The sequence below is a fragment of the Streptomyces sp. NPDC127100 genome (assembly GCF_042724095.1).
Taxonomy (GTDB): domain Bacteria; phylum Actinomycetota; class Actinomycetes; order Streptomycetales; family Streptomycetaceae; genus Streptomyces.
In genome coordinates, this window is the sequence record NZ_JBHXFL010000001.1 from 569,335 (window position 1) to 587,660 (window position 18,326).

At 71.0% G+C, this 18,326-nt stretch carries 18 protein-coding genes and 4 tRNA genes; 10 read left to right on the forward strand and 12 right to left on the reverse strand.

The features are described 5' to 3' along the window. The first annotated feature begins 15 nt into the window (after positions 1–15). Entirely contained in the window at positions 16–912 is an 897-nt protein-coding gene (locus ACFWJB_RS02730) for a phosphoribosylaminoimidazolesuccinocarboxamide synthase (protein ID WP_385466760.1), read from the forward strand. A gap of 48 nt (positions 913–960) precedes the next feature. Here the strand turns inward: ACFWJB_RS02730 and ACFWJB_RS02735 are convergent. The 8 genes from ACFWJB_RS02735 to ACFWJB_RS02770 all read right to left on the reverse strand — a co-directional run bounded on the left by ACFWJB_RS02735 (position 961) and on the right by ACFWJB_RS02770 (position 5,682). Next, positions 961–1,036 (reverse strand) — tRNA-Gly (locus ACFWJB_RS02735). A 34-nt stretch (positions 1,037–1,070) separates the two neighbouring features. Further along, complete coding sequence (locus ACFWJB_RS02740; RefSeq protein ID WP_385466763.1) at positions 1,071–1,685, reverse strand: response regulator; 615 nt, start codon at positions 1,683–1,685, stop codon at positions 1,071–1,073. Beyond that, entirely contained in the window at positions 1,682–2,947 is a 1,266-nt protein-coding gene (locus ACFWJB_RS02745) for a sensor histidine kinase (RefSeq protein WP_386919829.1), read from the reverse strand. Before ACFWJB_RS02745 ends, ACFWJB_RS02740 begins: the two co-directional genes overlap by 4 nt. A 43-nt stretch (positions 2,948–2,990) precedes the next feature. Then, a complete protein-coding gene (locus ACFWJB_RS02750) occupies positions 2,991–3,734 on the reverse strand; it encodes an ABC transporter permease (protein ID WP_386919876.1) in 744 nt (247 codons plus the stop codon). A 74-nt stretch (positions 3,735–3,808) separates the two neighbouring features. Then, positions 3,809–4,771 (reverse strand): ABC transporter ATP-binding protein, encoded by a 963-nt coding sequence (locus ACFWJB_RS02755; protein WP_386919831.1) that lies wholly within the window; start codon positions 4,769–4,771, stop codon positions 3,809–3,811. Positions 4,772–4,907: 136 nt separating this feature from the next. Further along, positions 4,908–4,980, reverse strand: a tRNA-Gly gene (locus ACFWJB_RS02760). Between the two features lie 80 nt (positions 4,981–5,060). Next, positions 5,061–5,132: transfer RNA gene (locus ACFWJB_RS02765), tRNA-Gly, on the reverse strand. Between the two features lie 232 nt (positions 5,133–5,364). After that, positions 5,365–5,682 carry an Lsr2 family protein gene (locus ACFWJB_RS02770; protein WP_385466775.1) on the reverse strand — a complete coding sequence of 106 codons (318 nt, stop codon included), beginning with the start codon at positions 5,680–5,682 and terminating at the stop codon, positions 5,365–5,367. 340 nt (positions 5,683–6,022) lie between these two features. Here ACFWJB_RS02770 and purS point away from each other — a divergent pair, with 340 nt between their 5' ends. The 7 genes from purS (at position 6,023) to purM (ending at position 13,673) form a co-directional block, all read left to right on the forward strand. Next, on the forward strand, positions 6,023–6,295 hold the full coding sequence (gene purS, locus ACFWJB_RS02775; protein ID WP_385466778.1) for a phosphoribosylformylglycinamidine synthase subunit PurS: 273 nt from the start codon (positions 6,023–6,025) through the stop codon (positions 6,293–6,295). Then, a complete protein-coding gene (gene purQ, locus ACFWJB_RS02780) occupies positions 6,292–6,972 on the forward strand; it encodes a phosphoribosylformylglycinamidine synthase subunit PurQ (RefSeq protein WP_385466781.1) in 681 nt (226 codons plus the stop codon). Before purS ends, purQ begins: the two co-directional genes overlap by 4 nt. Then, positions 6,969–9,227 (forward strand): phosphoribosylformylglycinamidine synthase subunit PurL, encoded by a 2,259-nt coding sequence (gene purL, locus ACFWJB_RS02785; RefSeq protein ID WP_386919833.1) that lies wholly within the window; start codon positions 6,969–6,971, stop codon positions 9,225–9,227. The genes purQ and purL overlap by 4 nt, the downstream gene beginning before the upstream one ends. 117 nt (positions 9,228–9,344) lie before the next feature. Next, positions 9,345–10,142, forward strand: a complete 798-nt coding sequence (locus ACFWJB_RS02790; protein WP_386919835.1) for a sterol carrier family protein — start codon at positions 9,345–9,347, stop codon at positions 10,140–10,142. 64 nt (positions 10,143–10,206) lie between these two features. Further along, positions 10,207–10,968, forward strand: a complete 762-nt coding sequence (locus ACFWJB_RS02795) for an META domain-containing protein (protein ID WP_386919837.1) — start codon at positions 10,207–10,209, stop codon at positions 10,966–10,968. A 63-nt stretch (positions 10,969–11,031) separates the two neighbouring features. Then, positions 11,032–12,558, forward strand: coding sequence for an amidophosphoribosyltransferase (purF, locus tag ACFWJB_RS02800; RefSeq protein ID WP_385466793.1), 1,527 nt, complete (start codon positions 11,032–11,034; stop codon positions 12,556–12,558). A 47-nt stretch (positions 12,559–12,605) separates the two neighbouring features. Next, the gene (gene purM, locus ACFWJB_RS02805; RefSeq protein WP_385466796.1) at positions 12,606–13,673 is read left to right on the forward strand and encodes a phosphoribosylformylglycinamidine cyclo-ligase; all 1,068 of its coding nucleotides are present in this window, start codon (positions 12,606–12,608) and stop codon (positions 13,671–13,673) included. Positions 13,674–13,756: 83 nt separating this feature from the next. Here the strand turns inward: purM and ACFWJB_RS02810 are convergent, their stop codons facing one another. Further along, the gene (locus ACFWJB_RS02810; RefSeq protein WP_385466799.1) at positions 13,757–14,005 is read right to left on the reverse strand and encodes a DUF3073 domain-containing protein; all 249 of its coding nucleotides are present in this window, start codon (positions 14,003–14,005) and stop codon (positions 13,757–13,759) included. A 334-nt stretch (positions 14,006–14,339) separates the two neighbouring features. Continuing rightward, the gene (locus ACFWJB_RS02815) at positions 14,340–15,434 is read right to left on the reverse strand and encodes a Leu/Phe/Val dehydrogenase (protein ID WP_386919840.1); all 1,095 of its coding nucleotides are present in this window, start codon (positions 15,432–15,434) and stop codon (positions 14,340–14,342) included. Between the two features lie 219 nt (positions 15,435–15,653). Between ACFWJB_RS02815 and ACFWJB_RS02820 the strand changes: the two genes are divergently transcribed. Further along, positions 15,654–16,505, forward strand: a complete 852-nt coding sequence (locus tag ACFWJB_RS02820; RefSeq protein ID WP_386919841.1) for a hypothetical protein — start codon at positions 15,654–15,656, stop codon at positions 16,503–16,505. 533 nt (positions 16,506–17,038) lie between these two features. Then, a complete protein-coding gene (gene bldC, locus ACFWJB_RS02825; protein ID WP_003949541.1) occupies positions 17,039–17,245 on the forward strand; it encodes a developmental transcriptional regulator BldC in 207 nt (68 codons plus the stop codon). Between the two features lie 472 nt (positions 17,246–17,717). Here bldC and ACFWJB_RS02830 read toward each other — a convergent pair whose 3' ends face one another. Next, positions 17,718–17,936, reverse strand: a complete 219-nt coding sequence (locus ACFWJB_RS02830; RefSeq protein WP_386919843.1) for a DUF6274 family protein — start codon at positions 17,934–17,936, stop codon at positions 17,718–17,720. Positions 17,937–18,144: 208 nt separating this feature from the next. Then, positions 18,145–18,219: transfer RNA gene (locus ACFWJB_RS02835), tRNA-Asp, on the reverse strand. Positions 18,220–18,326: the final 107 nt, after the last annotated feature.

An 18,326-nucleotide genomic window follows, 5' to 3' on the forward strand; every position in this document is an offset into this window, starting at 1 on the left:
CCACGGGGAGGAACCGTGTCCGGATTCGTCGAAAAGCCCGAGCCGCTTGAGGTTCCGGGCCTGGTGCATCTGCACACCGGCAAGGTGCGCGACCTGTACCGGAACGAGGCGGGCGACCTCGTGATGGTCGCCAGCGACCGCATCTCCGCCTACGACTGGGTGCTGCCCACCGAGATCCCCGACAAGGGACGGGTGCTCACCCAGCTCTCCCTGTGGTGGTTCGACCAGCTCGCCGACCTGGTGCCCAACCACGTCCTGAGCACCACGCTGCCCGAGGGCGCCCCCGCCGACTGGCGCGGCCGCACCCTGGTCTGCAAGTCACTGCGGATGGTCCCCGTGGAGTGCGTGGCCCGCGGCTACCTCACCGGCTCGGGCCTGGCCGAGTACAAGGAGACCCGTACCGTCTGCGGCCTCGCCCTCCCCGAGGGTCTCGTCGACGGCTCGGAGCTGCCCGCCCCGATCTTCACCCCGGCCACCAAGGCCGAGGTCGGCGAGCACGACGAGAACGTCTCCTACGAGGAGGTCGCCCGCCAGGTCGGCGCGGACACCGCGGCCGCCCTGCGCCAGGCCACCCTCGCCGTCTACTCCCGCGCCCGGGACATCGCCCGCGAGCGCGGGATCGTCCTGGCCGACACCAAGTTCGAGTTCGGCTTCGAGGGCGAAGAGCTCGTCCTCGCCGACGAGGTCCTCACCCCGGACTCCTCGCGCTTCTGGCCCGCCGACCAGTGGCAGCCGGGCAGCGCGCAGCCGTCCTACGACAAGCAGTTCGTGCGGGACTGGCTGACCTCGGCGGCCTCCGGCTGGGACCGGAAGAGCGAGCAGCCCCCGCCGGCGCTGCCGCAGCAGGTCGTGGAGGCGACCCGCGCCAAGTACGTCGAGGCCTACGAGCGACTGACGGGCGTGCGCTGGTAGACACGGAGACACGAAGAAGCCCCCGGCCTGGACCGGGGGCTTCCTTCGTGGAGCGAACGACGAGGTTCGAACTCGCGACCTCAACCTTGGCAAGGTTGCGCTCTACCAACTGAGCTACGTTCGCCTGCGCCGCGGGCTGCGCCGTGGTGCGAGAGCAACTATACCCAACCCCGCTCCCGTGCGAGGCGCACTGCCGCGTGCCGGTTTTCCGCGCCGAGTTTCGTGGCGGCCGACGACAGGTAGTTCCGCACGGTCCCCTCGGCGAGCGCGGCCCGCTCGGCGATCTCCGCGACGGGCGCCCCGTCGGCCGCGTGCTCCAGCACCTCGGCCTCCCGCGCGGTCAGCGGCGAGTCCCCGGCGGAAATCGCGTCCGCGGCCAACTCCGGGTCGACGTAGCGGTTTCCGGCGTGCACGGTGCGGATCAGCTCGGCCAGCCGCTGCGCGCTGACGGTCTTGGGGACGAACCCGCGCACACCCGCCGCGAGCGCCCGTTTCAGATGCCCGGGCCGCCCGTGGCTGGTCACGATCAGCACCCGGCAGCCGGGCAGCTCGGTGCGCAGGGATGTGGCGACCTTCACACCGTCGGCGCCGGGCATCTGGAGATCCAGGACCGCGACATCCGGTGCGTGCGCCCGCGCCATCGCCAGGGCCTCGGGACCGGTGGCCGCCTCGGCGACCACCACGAGATCGTCCTCCAGGGACAGCAGGGCGGCCAGCGCGCCGCGGATCAGGTGCTCGTCGTCGGCGAGCAGCACGCGCACCGGGGCCGTCACGACGCGGCCTCCAGCACCACGCCGGCGGCCTGCGGCAGCGGCACCTCGGCCGTGAGCCGGAACACGCCCCCGCCGACGGGCCCGGCCTCCAGCGTGCCGCCGACGGCGGACAGCCGCTCCCGCAGCCCGGCGAGTCCCGAGCCGTCGGAGGCGGCAGCGCCGCCCGGAGCACCGGGCGAATCCGCCCCGGCCGGCTCCGTCACCCCGTCGTTCTCCACCGTCAGCACCACATGCCCCTCCGACAACCGCACCACCACGGCACACTTTCCCGCGTCCCCGTGCCGGAGCACGTTCGTGGTCGCCTCCCGCACCACCCAGCCGAGCGCCGACTGCACCTCGGCGGGCAGCCCGGCCGGGTCGCCGCGGACCTCGCAGGAGATCCCGGCCGCCCCCAGCACGCCCCGGGCACCGGCGAGTTCGACCTCCAGGTCGGCCTCCCGGTAGCCGCGGACGACATCGCGGACCTCCCGCTGCGACTCCTGCGCGATCCGCTGCACCTCGATCATCTGCTCCACCGCCTCGGGCCGTCCCCGCCGGGACAGCTGCACGGCCAGCTCGCTCTTGAGCGCGATCACGGCCAGGTTCCGCCCCATCACGTCGTGCAGGTCACGGCCGAACCGCAGCCGCTCCTCGGCGACGGCGAGCCGGGCCCGGGTCTCCCTGGCCTCGTCCAGCGCGTAGACCGCGTTGAGCAGCCACACGGAGAAGACCGAGGTGAAGGCGAGGAACCCGCCGCCCAGCAGGACGACGCACGCCACCACCAGCGAGCCGAGCCCCGGCATGCCCAGCGGGAAGGACACGATCCCGGCACCGAACGCGAAGCCGCTGACGACGGCGACCACCCGGCGCCGGTTGTGCACGCCGAGCGTGATCATGCCGGCGCCGAAGCACAGCACACCGCCGAAGACCCCGCCCGCCGCGGAGTCCACACCGGGCCCGGCCGGTCCGCGCTCGGCGACACCGACCGCCCCGACGGCGATCACCGCGGTGAGCGCGGCGAGCGCCCACAGCAGCCGGACCGGCTGCGCCCGCCGCCCGCGCGTCCAGTCCAGTGCCCGCGACGCGACCAGCATGCAGAGCACGGCGTGCACGACGACCAGCGAGCACAGAACGGTCGCGAGCCGCGGCCCGACCTGGTGGAAGTTCGGCACCCCCAGCGCGAGGACCTCGAGGACGCCGAAGAAGTGGAACGACCACCGGGTGTAGGTCTCCACCTTCGCCGGCGTGCTCTTCCGCCGCCACCAGTGCCGCGTTCCGCGCATGTCCCCGCTCACCCCGTCTCCCCGGTCCCGGCCCGTCCGTGCCTCAGCGTCGCGGTTCCCAGCGGAACCACCGCCGTACAGCAAACACCGCCACCACCGTCCAGGCCACCGCCGTGGCCAGCGCGCCCAGGGCCGCGGACGCCGACAGGTCGCCGGTCCAGGCGCCCCGGACCAGCGTGACGACGGGCGTCAGCGGCAGCAGCTCGCAGACGCCGGCCAGCCGGTCGGGCATCAGTTCCAGCGGGACGGTCACACCGGAGCCGAGCATCGAGACGATCATCAACGGCATCGGCGTGACCTGCGCGCTCTCGCCGGTCCGGGTGAAGCCGGCGGTGACCGCCGCGAGGCCGGCGCACATCACGAGGCCCAACAGCACGCCGGCGACCGCCAGATGCGGCGCGGGCGGCACGGGCAGGTCCAGCAGGACCGCGCAGCCCGCCGTCAGCAGCAGGCACTGCACGAGCCCGATGACGGTGGCCGGGAGCGCCGCGCCCCCCAGGATCTCGGCGTCCCGCAGCTCGCCGGTGCGCAGCCGCTTGAGCACGAGTTCCTCGCGCCGGACGACGAAGACGCCGACGAGGGCCGAGTAGACGGCGAACAGCAGGGAGAAGCCGACGGCGGCGGGCAGGACGACGGTGCCGACCGTCAGTCCGGCCCCGGTGAGGTCCATCTCCTTGGCCGCCGAGCGCACGCTGAGCGGCAGTACCAGCGGCACGAACAGGGCGGCGACGAGCGTGCCCCTGCTCCGTCCCAGCAGGGTCAGTTCGGCCCGGGCCAGCGCGGTCATCCGGCCCAGCGGCGTGGTGGCGCCCGCCCCGCCGGCCCGCGCCGTGCGTCCCTCGGTACCGATGGCGGTGCCGCTCACGCCGCGTACTCCTTCGTCGCCGTGGTCCCCGCGGACGCGTCCTCCGCGATCCGCAGGAACGCCTCTTCCAGGGACGCGGACCGCACGTCCAGCCCGCGCAGTTCGACACCGGCGCCGTCGGCCCACTTCAGCAGCGCGGTGGCCGCCCGCTGCAGCTCCCGGGTGCGCAGCCGGACCGTGCGGCCGTCGACCCGGTGCTCGCCGACGCCGAGCTCGCCGAGCGGCGGCAGGTCGCCCACGAACCAGCCGTCGGGCAGCTCGAAGGAGATCCGGGAGGGCTGGGTGGCGGTCACCTCGGCCGGGGTCCCGGTGGCGGCGATGCGGCCCTCGTGCAGGATCGCGAGCCGGTCTGCGAGGTCCTCGGCCTCCTCCAGGTAGTGCGTGGTCAGCAGCACGGTCGTCCCCCCGTCGCGCAGCGAGCGCACCAACTCCCAGGTGTCGCGGCGGCCTTCGGCGTCCAGTCCGGTGGTGGGCTCGTCGAGGAAGAGCACCTCGGGCTCGCCGAGCAGCGCGAGCGCCAGGTCCAGCCGGCGCCGCTCGCCGCCGGAGAGCTGCTTCACGCGGGTGCCCCGCTTGTCCGACAGCCCGACCAGCGCCAGCACCTCCGCCTCGGGCCGGGCCCCGCTCACGCAGCCCGCCCACATCCGCGCGGTCTCGGCGACGGTCAGCTCGGAGGGGAAGCCGCCCTCCTGGAGCATGACCCCGGTGCGGGGGCGTACGGCGGCCCGCTCGGTGTACGGGTCGTGCCCGAGGACGCGCACCCGGCCGCCGGCCGGTGCCGCGAGGCCCTCGAGGAGTTCGACCGTCGAGGTCTTGCCGGCTCCGTTCGTGCCCAGCAGCGCGAAGATCTCCCCGCGGCGCACGGAGAAGTCGATCCCGCGCACCGCCTCGAACCCGCCCCCGTACACACGCCGCAGGTCGGTGACCTCAATCACGTGTTCGTGTCCGTTTGCTCGCATGCTCCGAGCATCCCGGCACCGCGGACCGCGCGGCAGTGCGGAGCGTCATCGCTCGGCATGACAAATGTCAGGAGGGGTTCCGGTCCGGGGCACACGAAAAGACCCCGGTCCTCGGAGGACCGGGGTCTGATTCCCGAGCGGACGACGAGGCTCGAACTCGCGACCTCAACCTTGGCAAGGTTGCGCTCTACCAACTGAGCTACGTCCGCATTGCCGCCGACCGGCTTTCACCGATCGGTGCGAGCACCAGCCTACCTGATCCAATCGAGTGGCCGGTACGGCGATGCAGAGCGGGTGACAGGAATTGCACACTGCGCCTTCCCCCTGGAAGGGGGATGTTCTACTACTGAACTACACCCGCATGTTCCGTGAGCTGGGCCTTTCGGCCTCGCCCCTCGGCGTGCTCCAGACTTTAGCTGATCACCCGGGGTGCTGCGCAAGTCGGTTGCCGTGGGGGGCGGCTGAGCGGCCGTCGGTGATCCGCGCGGGACCGCCGGCCGCCGGTGCGGGGGTGTCCGGCGGGCGCGCGACCGGCGCGCGCCACGGGCTTCCCGCGCCACGGGCTCGCCGCCCACGGCTCACCGTGCGCCGGCTCACTGCGCCTCGGCGAACGCCTCGTAGACCTTCTTGGGGATCCGGCCCCGCGCGGGCACGTCCATCCTGTTCGCCTGGGCCCAGGCGCGGACGGCCGCCGGGTCGGGGGCGACCTCCGTCTGCCGGTACGCCTTCCCGGACCGCGAGCGCTTCCGGCCCGCCGACACGTAGGGCTCGAGAGCCTTGCGCAGTTCCCGGGCATTGGCTTCGTTCAGGTCGATCTCGTACATCCGGCCGTCGACTCCGAAGGCGATCGTCTCCGCCGCTTCCGAGCCGTCGATGTCGTCAAAGAGAGTGACCACGACACGCTGCGCCACGAATATCGGTCCCTTCGTGCGGCATCTCCGCGATGACGTGCCAGGACACGGCGAGGATGCCGACTGTTCGCCTGTAATTGGGCAAAGTATCGGCTAATGACATTTCATTTGTACAGTGCCCGGCATTGCAATGGGAAGCCCGACTAAATCTCTCCGCGTGTCTGTTGCGCAATAGACATCCGCAGGGGATCGGAGATCTTTCCCGAAGATTTTCGCGCGGACCTCTCCCCGATACCCGATCGTGACAGGGCTCACGTACTTTCCTCCAAGGCTACGCGCGTAGAAATTTTGTACGGGTAGTCTGAAGGAACCTGCTCAGCACCACACACCGGGAGTGCCAGTGGCACGCGTCGTAGTCGACGTCATGCTCAAGCCGGAGATCCTCGACCCCCAGGGCCAGGCGGTGCAGCGCGCACTGCCGCGACTGGGTTTCGAAGGGATCTCGGACGTCCGCCAGGGAAAGCGTTTCGAACTGGAAGTTGACGGGCCGGTCGACGAGGCCGCCCTCGCCCGCATCCATGATCTTGCGGAATCCTTCCTCGCCAACACCGTGATCGAGGACTTCACCGTCAAGGTCGAGTCCGCGGATGCGGCCGCGGAGGCCGTGAAGTGACCGCTCGTATTGGCGTCGTCACTTTCCCCGGCAGTCTGGACGACCGGGACACGCAGCGCGCGATCCGTGTGGCGGGCGCCGAACCCGTCTCCCTGTGGCACAAGGACAAGGACCTCAAGCAGGTCGACGCCGTGGTGCTCTGCGGCGGTTTCTCGTACGGCGACTATCTGCGCGCCGGCGCCATCGCGCGCTTCTCGCCGGTGATGGACACCGTCATCGACCAGGCGAAGGCCGGCCTCCCGGTGCTCGGCATCTGCAACGGCTTCCAGATCCTCACGGAGGCCCACCTGCTGCCCGGTGGGATGCTCGGCAACGACCACCTGCACTTCATCTGCCGTGACCAGAAGCTGCGGGTGGAGAACGCGGACACCTCCTGGACCAGCGACTACAGCGCCGGCCAGGAGATCCACATCCCGCTGAAGAACATGGACGGCCGCTACGTCGCCGACCGGCGCACGCTGGACGAGCTGGAGGGCGAGGGCCGCGTCGCCTTCCGCTACCTGGACGTCAACCCCAACGGCTCGCTCAACGACATCGCCGGCATCACCAACGCCGCGGGCAACGTGGTCGGCCTGATGCCGCACCCCGAGCACGCCGTCGAGCCGCTGATCGGCACCGGCCGCACCGACGGTCTCCCGTTCTTCACCTCGATCCTCAAGAAGCTGGTCAACGCATGAGCCGGACGCCTCTGGACACGGTCGAGCACGCGGCCGCGACCCCCGACGTCGAGCTGCCCTGGGCCGAACTGGGCCTGAAGAAGGACGAGTACGAGAGGGTCGTGGAGATCCTCGGCCGCCGGCCCACCGGTGCCGAACTCGCCATGTACTCGGTGATGTGGTCGGAGCACTGCTCCTACAAGTCCTCCAAGGTCCACCTCCGCCAGTTCGGCGAGAAGGCCCCCGAGTCCGACGCCCTCCTCGTCGGCATCGGCGAGAACGCCGGTGTCGTCGACGTCGGCCAGGGCTACGCGGTCACCTTCAAGGTCGAGTCGCACAACCACCCGTCGTACGTCGAGCCCTACCAGGGCGCCGCGACCGGTGTGGGCGGCATCGTCCGCGACATCATCGCCATGGGCGCCCGCCCGGTCGCCGTGGTGGACCCCCTGCGCTTCGGCGCCGCGGACCACCCCGACACCAAGCGCGTGCTGCCCGGCGTCGTCGCCGGCATCGGCGGCTACGGCAACTGCCTGGGCCTGCCCAACATCGGCGGCGAGGTCGTCTTCGACGCCTGCTACCAGGGCAACCCGCTGGTCAACGCCGGCGCCATCGGCGTCATGCGGCACGAGGACATCCACCTCGCCAAGGCGTCCGGCGCGGGCAACAAGGTCATCCTCTACGGGGCCCGGACCGGCGGCGACGGCATCGGCGGCGCCTCGATCCTGGCCTCGGAGACCTTCGACGACGCCAAGCCGTCCAAGCGCCCCGCGGTGCAGGTCGGCGACCCCTTCCAGGAGAAGCTCCTCATCGAGTGCACCCTGGAGGCGTTCCGGGAGAAGCTCGTCGTCGGCATCCAGGACCTCGGCGCGGCCGGCCTGTCCTGCGCCACGTCCGAGCTGGCCTCCAACGGCTCCGGCGGCATGCGCGTCACCCTGGACGACGTCCCGCTGCGCGACTCCACGCTCTCGCCCGAGGAGATCCTCATGAGCGAGTCGCAGGAGCGCATGTGCGCGGTGGTCGAGCCGGAGAAGGTCGACCGCTTCCTCGAGATCTGCGACAAGTGGGACGTCATCGCCACCGTCATCGGCGAGGTGACCGACGGCGACCGCCTGGAGATCTTCTGGCACGGCGGCAAGATCGTCGACGTCGACCCGCGCACGGTCGCCCACGACGGCCCGGTCTACGAGCGCCCCTACGCCCGCCCGGAGTGGCAGGACGCCCTCCAGGCCGACGACGCGGGCAAGCTGCCCCGGCCGGGGTCCGGTGAGGAGCTGAAGGACCAGGTCCTGAAGCTGGTGTCCTCGCCGAACCAGGCGTCCAAGCAGTGGATCACCCAGCAGTACGACCACTTCGTGCAGGGCAACACCGTGCTCGCCCAGCCCGAGGACTCCGGCATGATCCGCGTGGACGAGGAGAGCGGCCTCGGCGTCGCGATCGCCACGGACGGCAACGGCCGGTACGCCAAGCTCGACCCGTACACGGGCGCGCAGCTGGCCCTCGCGGAGGCGTACCGCAACGTCGCCACCACCGGTGCGAAGCCCCTCGCGGTCTCCGACTGCCTGAACTTCGGCTCGCCCGAGGACCCGGCCGTCATGTGGCAGTTCGCCGAGGCCGTGCGCGGTCTCGCCGACGGCTGCCGGCAGCTCGGCACCCCGGTGACCGGCGGCAACGTCTCGCTCTACAACCAGACCGGCGAGGCCGCCATCCACCCGACCCCCGTGGTCGCGGTCCTCGGCGTCATCGACGACGTGGCCCGCCGCACGCCGGTCGCCTTCCAGGAGGACGGCCAGCTCCTGTACCTCCTCGGCGACACCCGCGAGGAGTTCGGCGGCTCGGCCTGGTCCCAGGTGATCCACGACCACCTCGGCGGCCTGCCCCCGAAGGTCGACCTGGAGCGCGAGCGGCTGCTCGGGGAGATCCTGATCTCCGCCTCCCGCGACGGCATGATCGACTCCGCCCACGACCTTTCGGACGGCGGTCTGATCCAGGCGGTCGTGGAGTCGGCGCTGCTCGGTGGCAAGGGCGCGCGTCTGGTCGTCCCCGACGGCCTGGACGCCTTCACCTTCCTGTTCTCGGAGTCGGCGGGCCGCGCGGTCGTCGCCGTCCCGCGTTCGGAGGAGCTCCGCTTCAACGACATGTGCGGCGCGCGCGGCCTGCCCGTCACCCGCATCGGTGTCGTGGACGGAGACGCGGTGGAGGTCCAGGACGAGTTCGCCCTGCCGCTGACCGTCCTGCGCGAGACCCACGAGGGCACCATCCCGGCGCTGCTGGCCTGACCGGCCCCCGCACGGCAGTCGGAGCCCCCGCCCGGACCACCGGGCGGGGGCTCCTTCGCGCGGCACCGTCGGGAAATCCCCGCCGGACCGGCGCCGCTCCCGCATAGGCTCGCCCCCATGGCCACTCCCAGGAAGCGCCCCCGCAGTTACGACCCCGCCCGGACCCGCGCCGCCGTGTTCGCCCAGCTCGGGCACGTCCGGGACGCCGTCCGCACCCTCGGACCCGAGCAGTTCGCGCTGCCGACACGACTGGGGGACTGGACCGTACGGGAACTGGTGGCGCACATCGGGATGGCCCTGACCGCCGTGCACCGCGCTGTGGACCGGCCGGCCCCGCCCAAGCGGGACGTCCAGGTCGTCGAGTGGGTCTTCGCCACCTCGTCGAACGCGGCCGCGATCGACGACTTCACCCGGCGGCTCGCCGCGGACCACCCCGACCTCGGCGCCCACCTCGCCGACATCGAGGAGCGCCTGCGCGCGCTGCTCGCCGAGCACCCCGGCGGCCGCCTCCTGGAGACCAACGCGGGCGCGCTGCCGCTGGACGACTACCTCGTCACCCGCACCGTCGAACTCGTCGTCCACACCGACGACCTCAACGCCGCCGTGCCCGGCCTCGGCATCCCCCACGACCGGCAGGCCCTGGCCGCGGCGACCCGGCTGCTCGCCGACGCGCTCGCCGTGAAGGCACCCGGCGGGTCGACGGAGGTGCGGGTGCCGCCGTACGCCGTCGTGCAGTGCGTCGAGGGACCCAGGCACACCCGCGGCACCCCGCCCAACGTCGTCGAGACCGACCCGCTGACCTGGATCCGGCTCGCGACCGGGCGGCTGACCTGGGCGGACGCCGTGACGGAGGCCGAGGTCGGCGCGAGCGGCGAGCGGGCCGACCTCGGGGGCCTGCTGCCGCTGCTGAGCTGAGGGGGAACCAGATCCTCCGCACCTCCGTCGAATGGGCATGTACAGGCAGAGGAAGCAGCGCAGCATGACCCTGACCGTGGCCGCCGTCGCCGCGCTCGTCCCGCTCGCCGCGGCCTGCGGCAGTGAGAAGGCGGACGGCGGCAGCGGCTCCGTGGGAGCGGACCGGCCCTTCACCGGCGTCCGGTGGAGCATCGACAGCGTCACCGTCGACGGCACCACCCACAAGGCGCCGGACACGGCACGGGTCCGGATCGACGACACCGGCGAGGCGGCGGGCAGCACCGGCTGCAACACCTTCAGCGCCCGCGCCGACGTCGACGGCGAACGCGTCCGGCTCAGCGACGCCGCGTTCACCGAGAAGGCCTGCGAGAAGACGCCCGTGGACTTCGAGAAGTCCCTCGGCCGCGTCCTCTCCGACGGCTCCCTCACCGCCGACACCGGAAGCGACCGCCTGACCCTCACCACCTCCGCCGGCGACACCGTCCGGCTGAGCCGGCCCGGGAACGCGTCCCTCTACGGCACGGAGTGGGCCGTCACGGCCCCCGGCGGGCAGGGCCGCGCCCACCTCACCTTCGACAAGGAGGCGGGCACCGTGTCCGGCCGCCTCCCCTGCAACCACGTCGACGCCAGGGCCACCGTCCGCGACGGACATATCACCCTGAGCGGCGTGACCACCACCCGAATGATGTGCGAAGGCTCACTCATGAACGCCGAGAAGCGGATGCTCCGCTTCTTCGAAGGCCGGATCGACTACCGGACCGATGCCGAAACCCTGACCCTGACCAGCGAAGACGGCACCGTCGTCCGGGCCGTCGCCGCGGAGTGATCCGCAGGTCGGGCCGGGATCCCCAATTCGGACCAGTGGTCGATCTCGCCTACACTCGGGAGCGTGCCACGTGGTGACGGTCGACTCAATCACGATCTACTCCCCGGCGAGAAGGGCCCCCAGGACGCTTGCGGCGTCTTCGGTGTCTGGGCTCCGGGCGAAGAGGTCGCAAAGCTCACGTACTTCGGGCTCTACGCCCTCCAGCATCGGGGCCAGGAATCCGCGGGAATCGCGGTCAGCAACGGCTCCCAGATCCTCGTCTTCAAGGACATGGGCCTGGTGTCCCAGGTCTTCGACGAGACCTCGCTCGGTTCGCTCCAGGGTCACATCGCGGTCGGTCACGCCCGCTACTCGACCACCGGCGCGTCCGTGTGGGAGAACGCCCAGCCAACCTTCCGGGCCACCGCGCAGGGCTCCATCGCGCTCGGCCACAACGGCAACCTCGTCAACACCGCCCAGCTCGCCGGGATGGTGGCCGACCTGCCCAAGCAGGAGGGCCGCTCCACCCGCGTCGCGGCGACCAACGACACCGACCTGCTGACCGCGCTCCTCGCGGCCCAGGTCGACGAGGACGGCAAGCCGCTGACCATCGAGGAGGCCGCTCACCGCGTCCTTCCGCAGGTCATGGGCGCCTTCAGCCTCGTCTTCATGGACGAGCACACCCTGTACGCCGCCCGTGACCCGCAGGGCATCCGCCCGCTGGTCCTCGGCCGGCTGGAGCGCGGCTGGGTGGTCGCCTCCGAGTCCGCCGCCCTCGACATCTGCGGCGCCTCCTACGTCCGCGAGATCGAGCCGGGCGAGTTCGTCGCCATCGACGAGAACGGTCTGCGCACGTCGCGATTCGCGGAAGCGAAGCCCAAGGGCTGCGTCTTCGAGTACGTGTACCTGGCCCGCCCGGACACCGACATCGCCGGCCGCAACGTCTACCTCTCGCGCGTCGAGATGGGCCGCAAGCTCGCCGCGGAGGCCCCCGCCGACGCCGACCTCGTCATAGCGACCCCGGAGTCCGGCACCCCCGCCGCGATCGGGTACGCCGAGGCCTCCGGCATCCCCTTCGGCAACGGCCTGGTGAAGAACGCCTACGTGGGCCGCACCTTCATCCAGCCCTCGCAGACCATCCGCCAGCTCGGCATCCGCCTGAAGCTGAACCCGCTCAAGGAAGTCATCAAGGGCAAGCGGCTGGTCGTCGTGGACGACTCCATCGTCCGCGGCAACACCCAGCGGGCCCTGGTCCGCATGCTCCGCGAGGCCGGCGCCGCCGAGGTCCACATCCGGATCTCCTCCCCGCCCGTGAAGTGGCCCTGCTTCTTCGGCATCGACTTCGCCACCCGGGCCGAGCTCATCGCCAACGGCATGAGCATCGACGAGATCGGCACCTCGCTCGGCGCCGACTCCCTGGCGTACATCTCCATCGACGGCATGATCGAGGCGACCACCATCGCCAAGCCGAACCTGTGCCGCGCCTGCTTCGACGGCGAGTACCCGATGGAGCTCCCCGACCCCGAGCTGCTCGGCAAGCAGCTCCTGGAGACCGAGCTGGCCGCCGGGCCCGCCGGTACGGCCGCCTCCGACGCCATCCGTCGCCCGTAGCCGTCCGTCCGCAATACCTGCCGTACGACACAAAGGTTCTCATCGTCATGCCTGACACAACTGGTGCCAGCTACGCAGCCGCGGGCGTCGACATCGAGGCGGGCGACCGCGCCGTCGAGCTCATGAAGGAATGGGTCAAGAAGACGCAGCGTCCCGAGGTCCTCGGTGGCCTCGGCGGCTTCGCCGGCCTCTTCGACGCCTCCGCCCTCAAGAACTACGAGCGCCCCCTGCTCGCCTCCGCCACGGACGGCGTGGGCACCAAGGTCGACATCGCCCGGCAGCTGGGCGTCTACGACACCATCGGCCACGACCTGGTCGCCATGGTCATGGACGACATCGTCGTGTGCGGCGCCGAGCCGCTGTTCATGACCGACTACATCTGCGTCGGCAAGGTCCACCCCGAGCGGGTCGCCGCCATCGTCAAGGGCATCGCCGAGGGCTGCGTGCTGGCCGGCTGCGCCCTGGTGGGCGGCGAGACGGCCGAGCACCCCGGCCTGCTCGGCCCGGACGACTTCGACGTCGCCGGCGCCGGTACGGGTGTCGTGGAGGCCGACCGGCTGCTGGGCCCGGACCGCATCCGCGAGGGCGACGCGGTCGTCGCGATGGCCGCCTCCGGCCTTCACTCGAACGGGTACTCCCTCGTTCGCCACGTCCTGCTGAACGAGGCCGGCCTGGCCCTGGACGCACACGTGGACGACCTCGGCCGCACCCTCGGCGAGGAGCTCCTGGAGCCGACGAAGATCTACTCGCTGGACTGCCTGGCCCTGACGCGCACCACCGAGGTGCACGCCTTCAGCCACGTCACCGGCGGCGGCCTCGCGGCCAACCTGGCCCGCGTGATCCCCGACGGCCTGCACGCGACCGTCGACCGCTCCACCTGGACCCCGGCGCCGGTCTTCGACCTCGTCGGACGGACGGGCCGGGTCGAGCGCCTGGAGCTGGAGAAGACCCTCAACATGGGCGTCGGCATGATCGCCGTCGTGCCCCAGGAGTCCGTGGACGTGGCGCTGGCGACCCTCGCCGACCGCGGCGTCGACGCCTGGGTGGCCGGCGGGATCACCGCCCGCGGCGACCAGGCGACGGGCGCCACGATGACCGGTGACTACGCCGGCTGAGCCGAGCCCGGCACGGCGATGCGGGTAGCACAGAACCCGGTCGGTGACGGGAGTCACCGACCGGGTGAGTGTTCAGTGCAGGGTCAAGCGCCGCGACGATGCTGCGGGGACTGGCCGTCCTCGTCCTCGTCGTCCTCGTAGAGGTCGGCGTACTTTGCGTACAGCTCGTCGTCCTGCTCATCGTCCTCGAACCGCTCGCCGTTAGGCGGTGGCGGATTCGACGTCGATGCGCCCAGCTCCTCGGCCAGGCGGGAGAGATCAGTCCCACCGCTGTTGTACTTCAGCTGGCGGGCGACCTTCGTCTGCTTGGCCTTGGCCCGGCCGCGCCCCATGGCTCGACCCCCTCAACGACGGGGCTCGACGGCCCCAGAGTCTTGACACGCGTTCATGATCCGGAACGGGCTCTCCGTGGAGAGACCGGTCCGTAGGGCTTCCACGGTACCTGAGCCCACGCCCATACGGTACGTCGCCCGCAGGACGTGGCTACGCCCAGGACCTTCGAGGCGCCCCGTCCTCGCTGGTCAAAGGCGATTTTAACCACCTTTCGACGGTCGACCCGCCGGGAGAAGTGAGAGTTCTCTCCAACTGCCCGCCGGCGGGTACCGCTCAAACCTTCGAATACCGCCTCCGGATCATGCTCCGGAGCGTGCGGGGCGCCGCGCGCGATCAGAGCCGCGCGCGTGCCTCCGACATCCGCTGCTCGGCGATCCGGTCGGCCGCGGCGGCCGGCGGAATACCGTCCTCCTTCGCACGTGCGAAGATGGCCAGCGTCGTGTCGTAGATCTTCGCGGCCTTGCCCTTGCAGCGTTCGAAGTCGAAGCCGTGCAGCTCGTCTGCGACCTGGATGACACCGCCGGCGTTCACCACGTAGTCCGGCGCGTAGAGGATCCCGCGGTCGGCGAGGTCCTTCTCGACGCCCGGGTGGGCGAGCTGGTTGTTGGCCGCGCCGCACACCACCTTCGCGGTCAGCACCGGCACCGTGTCGTCGTTCAGTGCGCCGCCGAGCGCGCAGGGGGCGTAGATGTCCAGGTTCTCGATCCGGATCAGCGCGTCCGTGTCGGCGACGGCGATCACCGACGGGTGCCGCTCGGTGAGGTCCCGCACGACGTCCTTGCGCACGTCCGTGACGACCACGTGCGCGCCCTCGGCGAGCAGGTGCTCCACCAGGTGGTGCCCGACCTTGCCGACGCCGGCGATGCCGACCGTGCGGTCGCGCAGCGTCGGGTCGCCCCACAGGTGCTGGGCGGCGGCCCGCATGCCCTGGTAGACGCCGTAGGAGGTGAGCACGGACGAGTCGCCCGCGCCGCCGTTCTCGGGGGAGCGGCCGGTCGTCCAGCGGCACTCGCGCGCTACGACGTCCATGTCGGCCACGTAGGTGCCGACGTCGCAGGCGGTGACGTACCGGCCGCCGAGCGAGGCGACGAACCGGCCGTAGGCGAGGAGCAGTTCCTCGCTCTTGATCTTCTCCGGGTCGCCGATGATCACGGCCTTGCCGCCGCCGTGGTCGAGACCGGCCATGGCGTTCTTGTACGACATCCCGCGCGCGAGGTTCAGCGCGTCGGCGACGGCCTCCGCCTCGTTCGCGTACGGGTAGAAGCGCGTACCGCCGAGCGCGGGGCCCAGGGCGGTGGAGTGGAGGGCGATGACGGCCTTGAGACCGCTGGCACGGTCCTGGCAGAGCACGACTTGCTCATGACCCCCCTGATCCGAGTGGAACAGGGTGTGCAGTACATCAGCAGGTGCGCCGGTTACGTCGGTCACGGTGGTGACTCCTGTGTAGGTGCGGCGGGTGAGACGGGTCCCCGTGCGGGTGGCGGGGACTGTGGCATGAGATTAGAGCCTGGTGGTGCCCGCCCGCCGCACAGTGCTCAGGATCACCTCCGCACGGAGTACAGGCGTGCGACGATTTGCAGAGATTCCCGCGTTTTTGTGATCGGCTCCCGCAGGTTTTCGAGGCGGTGCGCGGGGGAGGGAGCAGGCGTGCCCAAGGTGTCCTCGGTGATCGTCCCCTACGCGGCGTACCTGCGCGTGTACGAGCCGCTGGCCGCCTTCCCCGAGCCCGAGCGCGGCCACTGGGCCCGCTACGCCCGCCGCACCGACCTGCCGTCGTACCAGGACGAACTGCGTCGGTCCCTGACCGATCTGCTGCCCACCCCGCCCGTGCCGGTCCCCGTGCACGAGAGCGGCGACGCCTTCGTGACCGAGGTCGACGGAGTGGTGTGCGTGTGTCCCTGGCGGACCCGGCTGCGCGGCTGGCAGGCCCTCGGGGAGCTGGCCGACGACTTCCCCGAGCCCGTCCTGAACGCCCTGCTCCCTCCCGTCGTCCGCCGCCAGACCACGCAGGACTACGAACGCTGGCGGGAGGGCAACCCCGACGCCCGCCCCTGGATTCGCACGGCCACCTGGCAGGTGCCGATCAACTGGTTCGTGCTGGTCTCCGACGCGGAGCGGGAGTACGACAAGGGCGGCGACGGCACGGCGACGGCGGCGCCGGTGCTGCGCTACCGGACGCCGATGGTGCAGGCGCGGCGGCGGGTGGCCCGGGGGCTGCGGGCGCTGAAGGAGGCCGTGGACGAGGGGCCGCTGATCGACGGCCTGGTGGACGTGGGGCGCTGGCTCGAGGAGTTCCACCCGCGCTCGCTGGTGGAGCTGGACTACGGCGGTCTGGTGCACGCCCTGCCGGCCGGAGAGCTGGAGGACGACCACTCGGCGGCGGACGTGGCCGAGGGCATCGAGGCCCTGCGGCACGGCGACGGGGCGACGGCCGGCGCCGCGTACGGGCGGCTGGTGGAGCGGTGGCGGTCGGTGCGCGACCGGCGGTCGGCGAACTGACGTTTGACGTACCGCCCGATTTGGGGTTTCGTCTCTCGCTCAGACACCTGTTCGGTGTGACCTGATACTTCGTCACCAGGGGACGTAGGTCCCGATCCGGGCGTATGCGTCAAGCGTGACGGACCGCACGTACGCCACTCTTGCGCCGCTTCCCCCTCCTCATGCCAAAATAGGACAAGGAGTCCGGGGAGGGCTCCATCCGTCCTGCTGTGGTGCACTGTGGGCGGAATCTCAGCATTGCACGCTTTGGGGGGTCTGGTGACTCCTGATCGCCACTGTGACTGATCGTCACAGTGGCGTGACTGTCCGCTATGGCATGGTCCATCGGCATCCGTCGCTGATGAACACCTGGGAGGGCAATTCCATCGGTTTGGCCGACGCGGCTGGACAGATGGTGTAGTTGTAGTGCCGAGGACAAGCCGTTCGTCCTATAACCGACTCGACTCGCGTCCGCCATTTCGGGCAACGCGGGTCAAGGTGCAGAATTTAGAGGAAAGAACCGAGAAGGTTCGGTTCTCCCGAGGAGGCCGCTCATGACCGCTCGCACCCCTGATGCCGAGCCGCTGCTGACCCCGGCTGAGGTCGCCACCATGTTCCGCGTCGACCCGAAGACGGTCACGCGCTGGGCGAAGGCCGGCAAGCTCACGTCGATCCGCACGCTCGGCGGGCATCGCCGCTACCGCGAGGCCGAGGTCCGCGCTCTGCTCGCGGGCATTCCGCAGCAGCGCAGCGAGGCCTGAACAACCGCATAACCGGGCACAACGGCAGGTCCCCCAACCTGCCGAAGCGCCTGGACCTCAGCTCCGACCGACGCGGGTCCTGCCCCAACAGGCCCCACGCCCAAGCCGTTCGACCAGGTCTGAACGACCGGCCGGGTACGTCGTGGATCGCGCTGGACTCCGCCGGGTCCAGCGCGATTTTTTTGTGTCGGCTCACGGTCGGCCGAGAGCGGCCTTGTCGGAGTCTGGGCGAGGCTGTCGGATCCGCTGTGGGCGGGCCCCGGGGGAAGACGCGGGAGCACCCTTCGGGAGAGTGCAATTGCACATATTAAATCGACCCGTTGTAGGAGGGGTGTAAGTGCCGCAGTTTCAAAAACTCATGCGGTGACACCCGTCACACGTGCTGGCGCTTGTTGGCTCTGGCATATGTGCGCTAGAGGAGCTGATGGTTCCACCGTCCCGCAGCGGCACGGGTGTTGGGACCGTCGGAGGTTCACGTGGTGGCGGCGCTCCCGTCCTCGACGCCCTCTTGACGGCTCGTCGGGGGCGGGGCCGGACGCGAGGGCGGGGCCGGCGGCGCGGCGGAGTCCCACGCGAGCCGCAGCAGCCGGTGGCAGACCGGGCAGCGGCTCGTCAGGTGGCCGTACGACGACGCGGCCGACAGATGCGCGCGGAGCAGTGCCCGCGTCTCGTGCCTGACCGATGCCGCCATACGCCACCTCCAGGGGCCGCACGCAGAACGTGCCCTGCCTTTGGAGTACCGAGCGAATGTGACGCCGTCAAGGCCGCGAGAGGGCCACTGAGAGCCTCCGGGGCCGTGCCGGGGGTGGCGGGGCCCCGCGTCGTGCCGGGGAGGCGCGCACGTCGCGGCAGGAGAAAACGAGAAGACCCGCACCGGACGGTGCGGGTCTTCTCTGCTGCGGTCCTGACGGGATTTGAACCCGCGGCCTCCACCTTGACAGGGTGGCGAGCACTCCAAACTGCTCCACAGGACCAGGTTTTGCGGCGCTTTCTGCTGCGTTGCGCTGCGAGAAGAGACTCTACAGGAGGGTGGGCCCGGGGTCGAACTCACCCTCCGTGCGCTCCTCGTCACGGTGTCGCC

Excerpts from the sequence above, each read along its gene's own strand:
- ACFWJB_RS02745 (WP_386919829.1), bottom strand. The coding sequence starts at position 2,947 with ATGCGCGGAACGCGGCACTGGTGGCGGCGGAAGAGCACGCCGGCGAAG.
- ACFWJB_RS02750 (WP_386919876.1), bottom strand. The coding sequence starts at position 3,734 with ATGACCGCGCTGGCCCGGGCCGAACTGACCCTGCTGGGACGGAGCAGG.
- ACFWJB_RS02755 (WP_386919831.1), bottom strand. The coding sequence starts at position 4,771 with ATGCGAGCAAACGGACACGAACACGTGATTGAGGTCACCGACCTGCGG.
- purL (WP_386919833.1), top strand. The coding sequence starts at position 6,969 with ATGAGCCGGACGCCTCTGGACACGGTCGAGCACGCGGCCGCGACCCCC.
- ACFWJB_RS02790 (WP_386919835.1), top strand. The coding sequence starts at position 9,345 with ATGGCCACTCCCAGGAAGCGCCCCCGCAGTTACGACCCCGCCCGGACC.
- ACFWJB_RS02795 (WP_386919837.1), top strand. The coding sequence starts at position 10,207 with ATGACCCTGACCGTGGCCGCCGTCGCCGCGCTCGTCCCGCTCGCCGCG.
- purM (WP_385466796.1), top strand. The coding sequence starts at position 12,606 with ATGCCTGACACAACTGGTGCCAGCTACGCAGCCGCGGGCGTCGACATC.
- ACFWJB_RS02810 (WP_385466799.1), bottom strand. The coding sequence starts at position 14,005 with ATGGGGCGCGGCCGGGCCAAGGCCAAGCAGACGAAGGTCGCCCGCCAG.
- bldC (WP_003949541.1), top strand. The coding sequence starts at position 17,039 with ATGACCGCTCGCACCCCTGATGCCGAGCCGCTGCTGACCCCGGCTGAG.
- ACFWJB_RS02830 (WP_386919843.1), bottom strand. The coding sequence starts at position 17,936 with ATGGCGGCATCGGTCAGGCACGAGACGCGGGCACTGCTCCGCGCGCAT.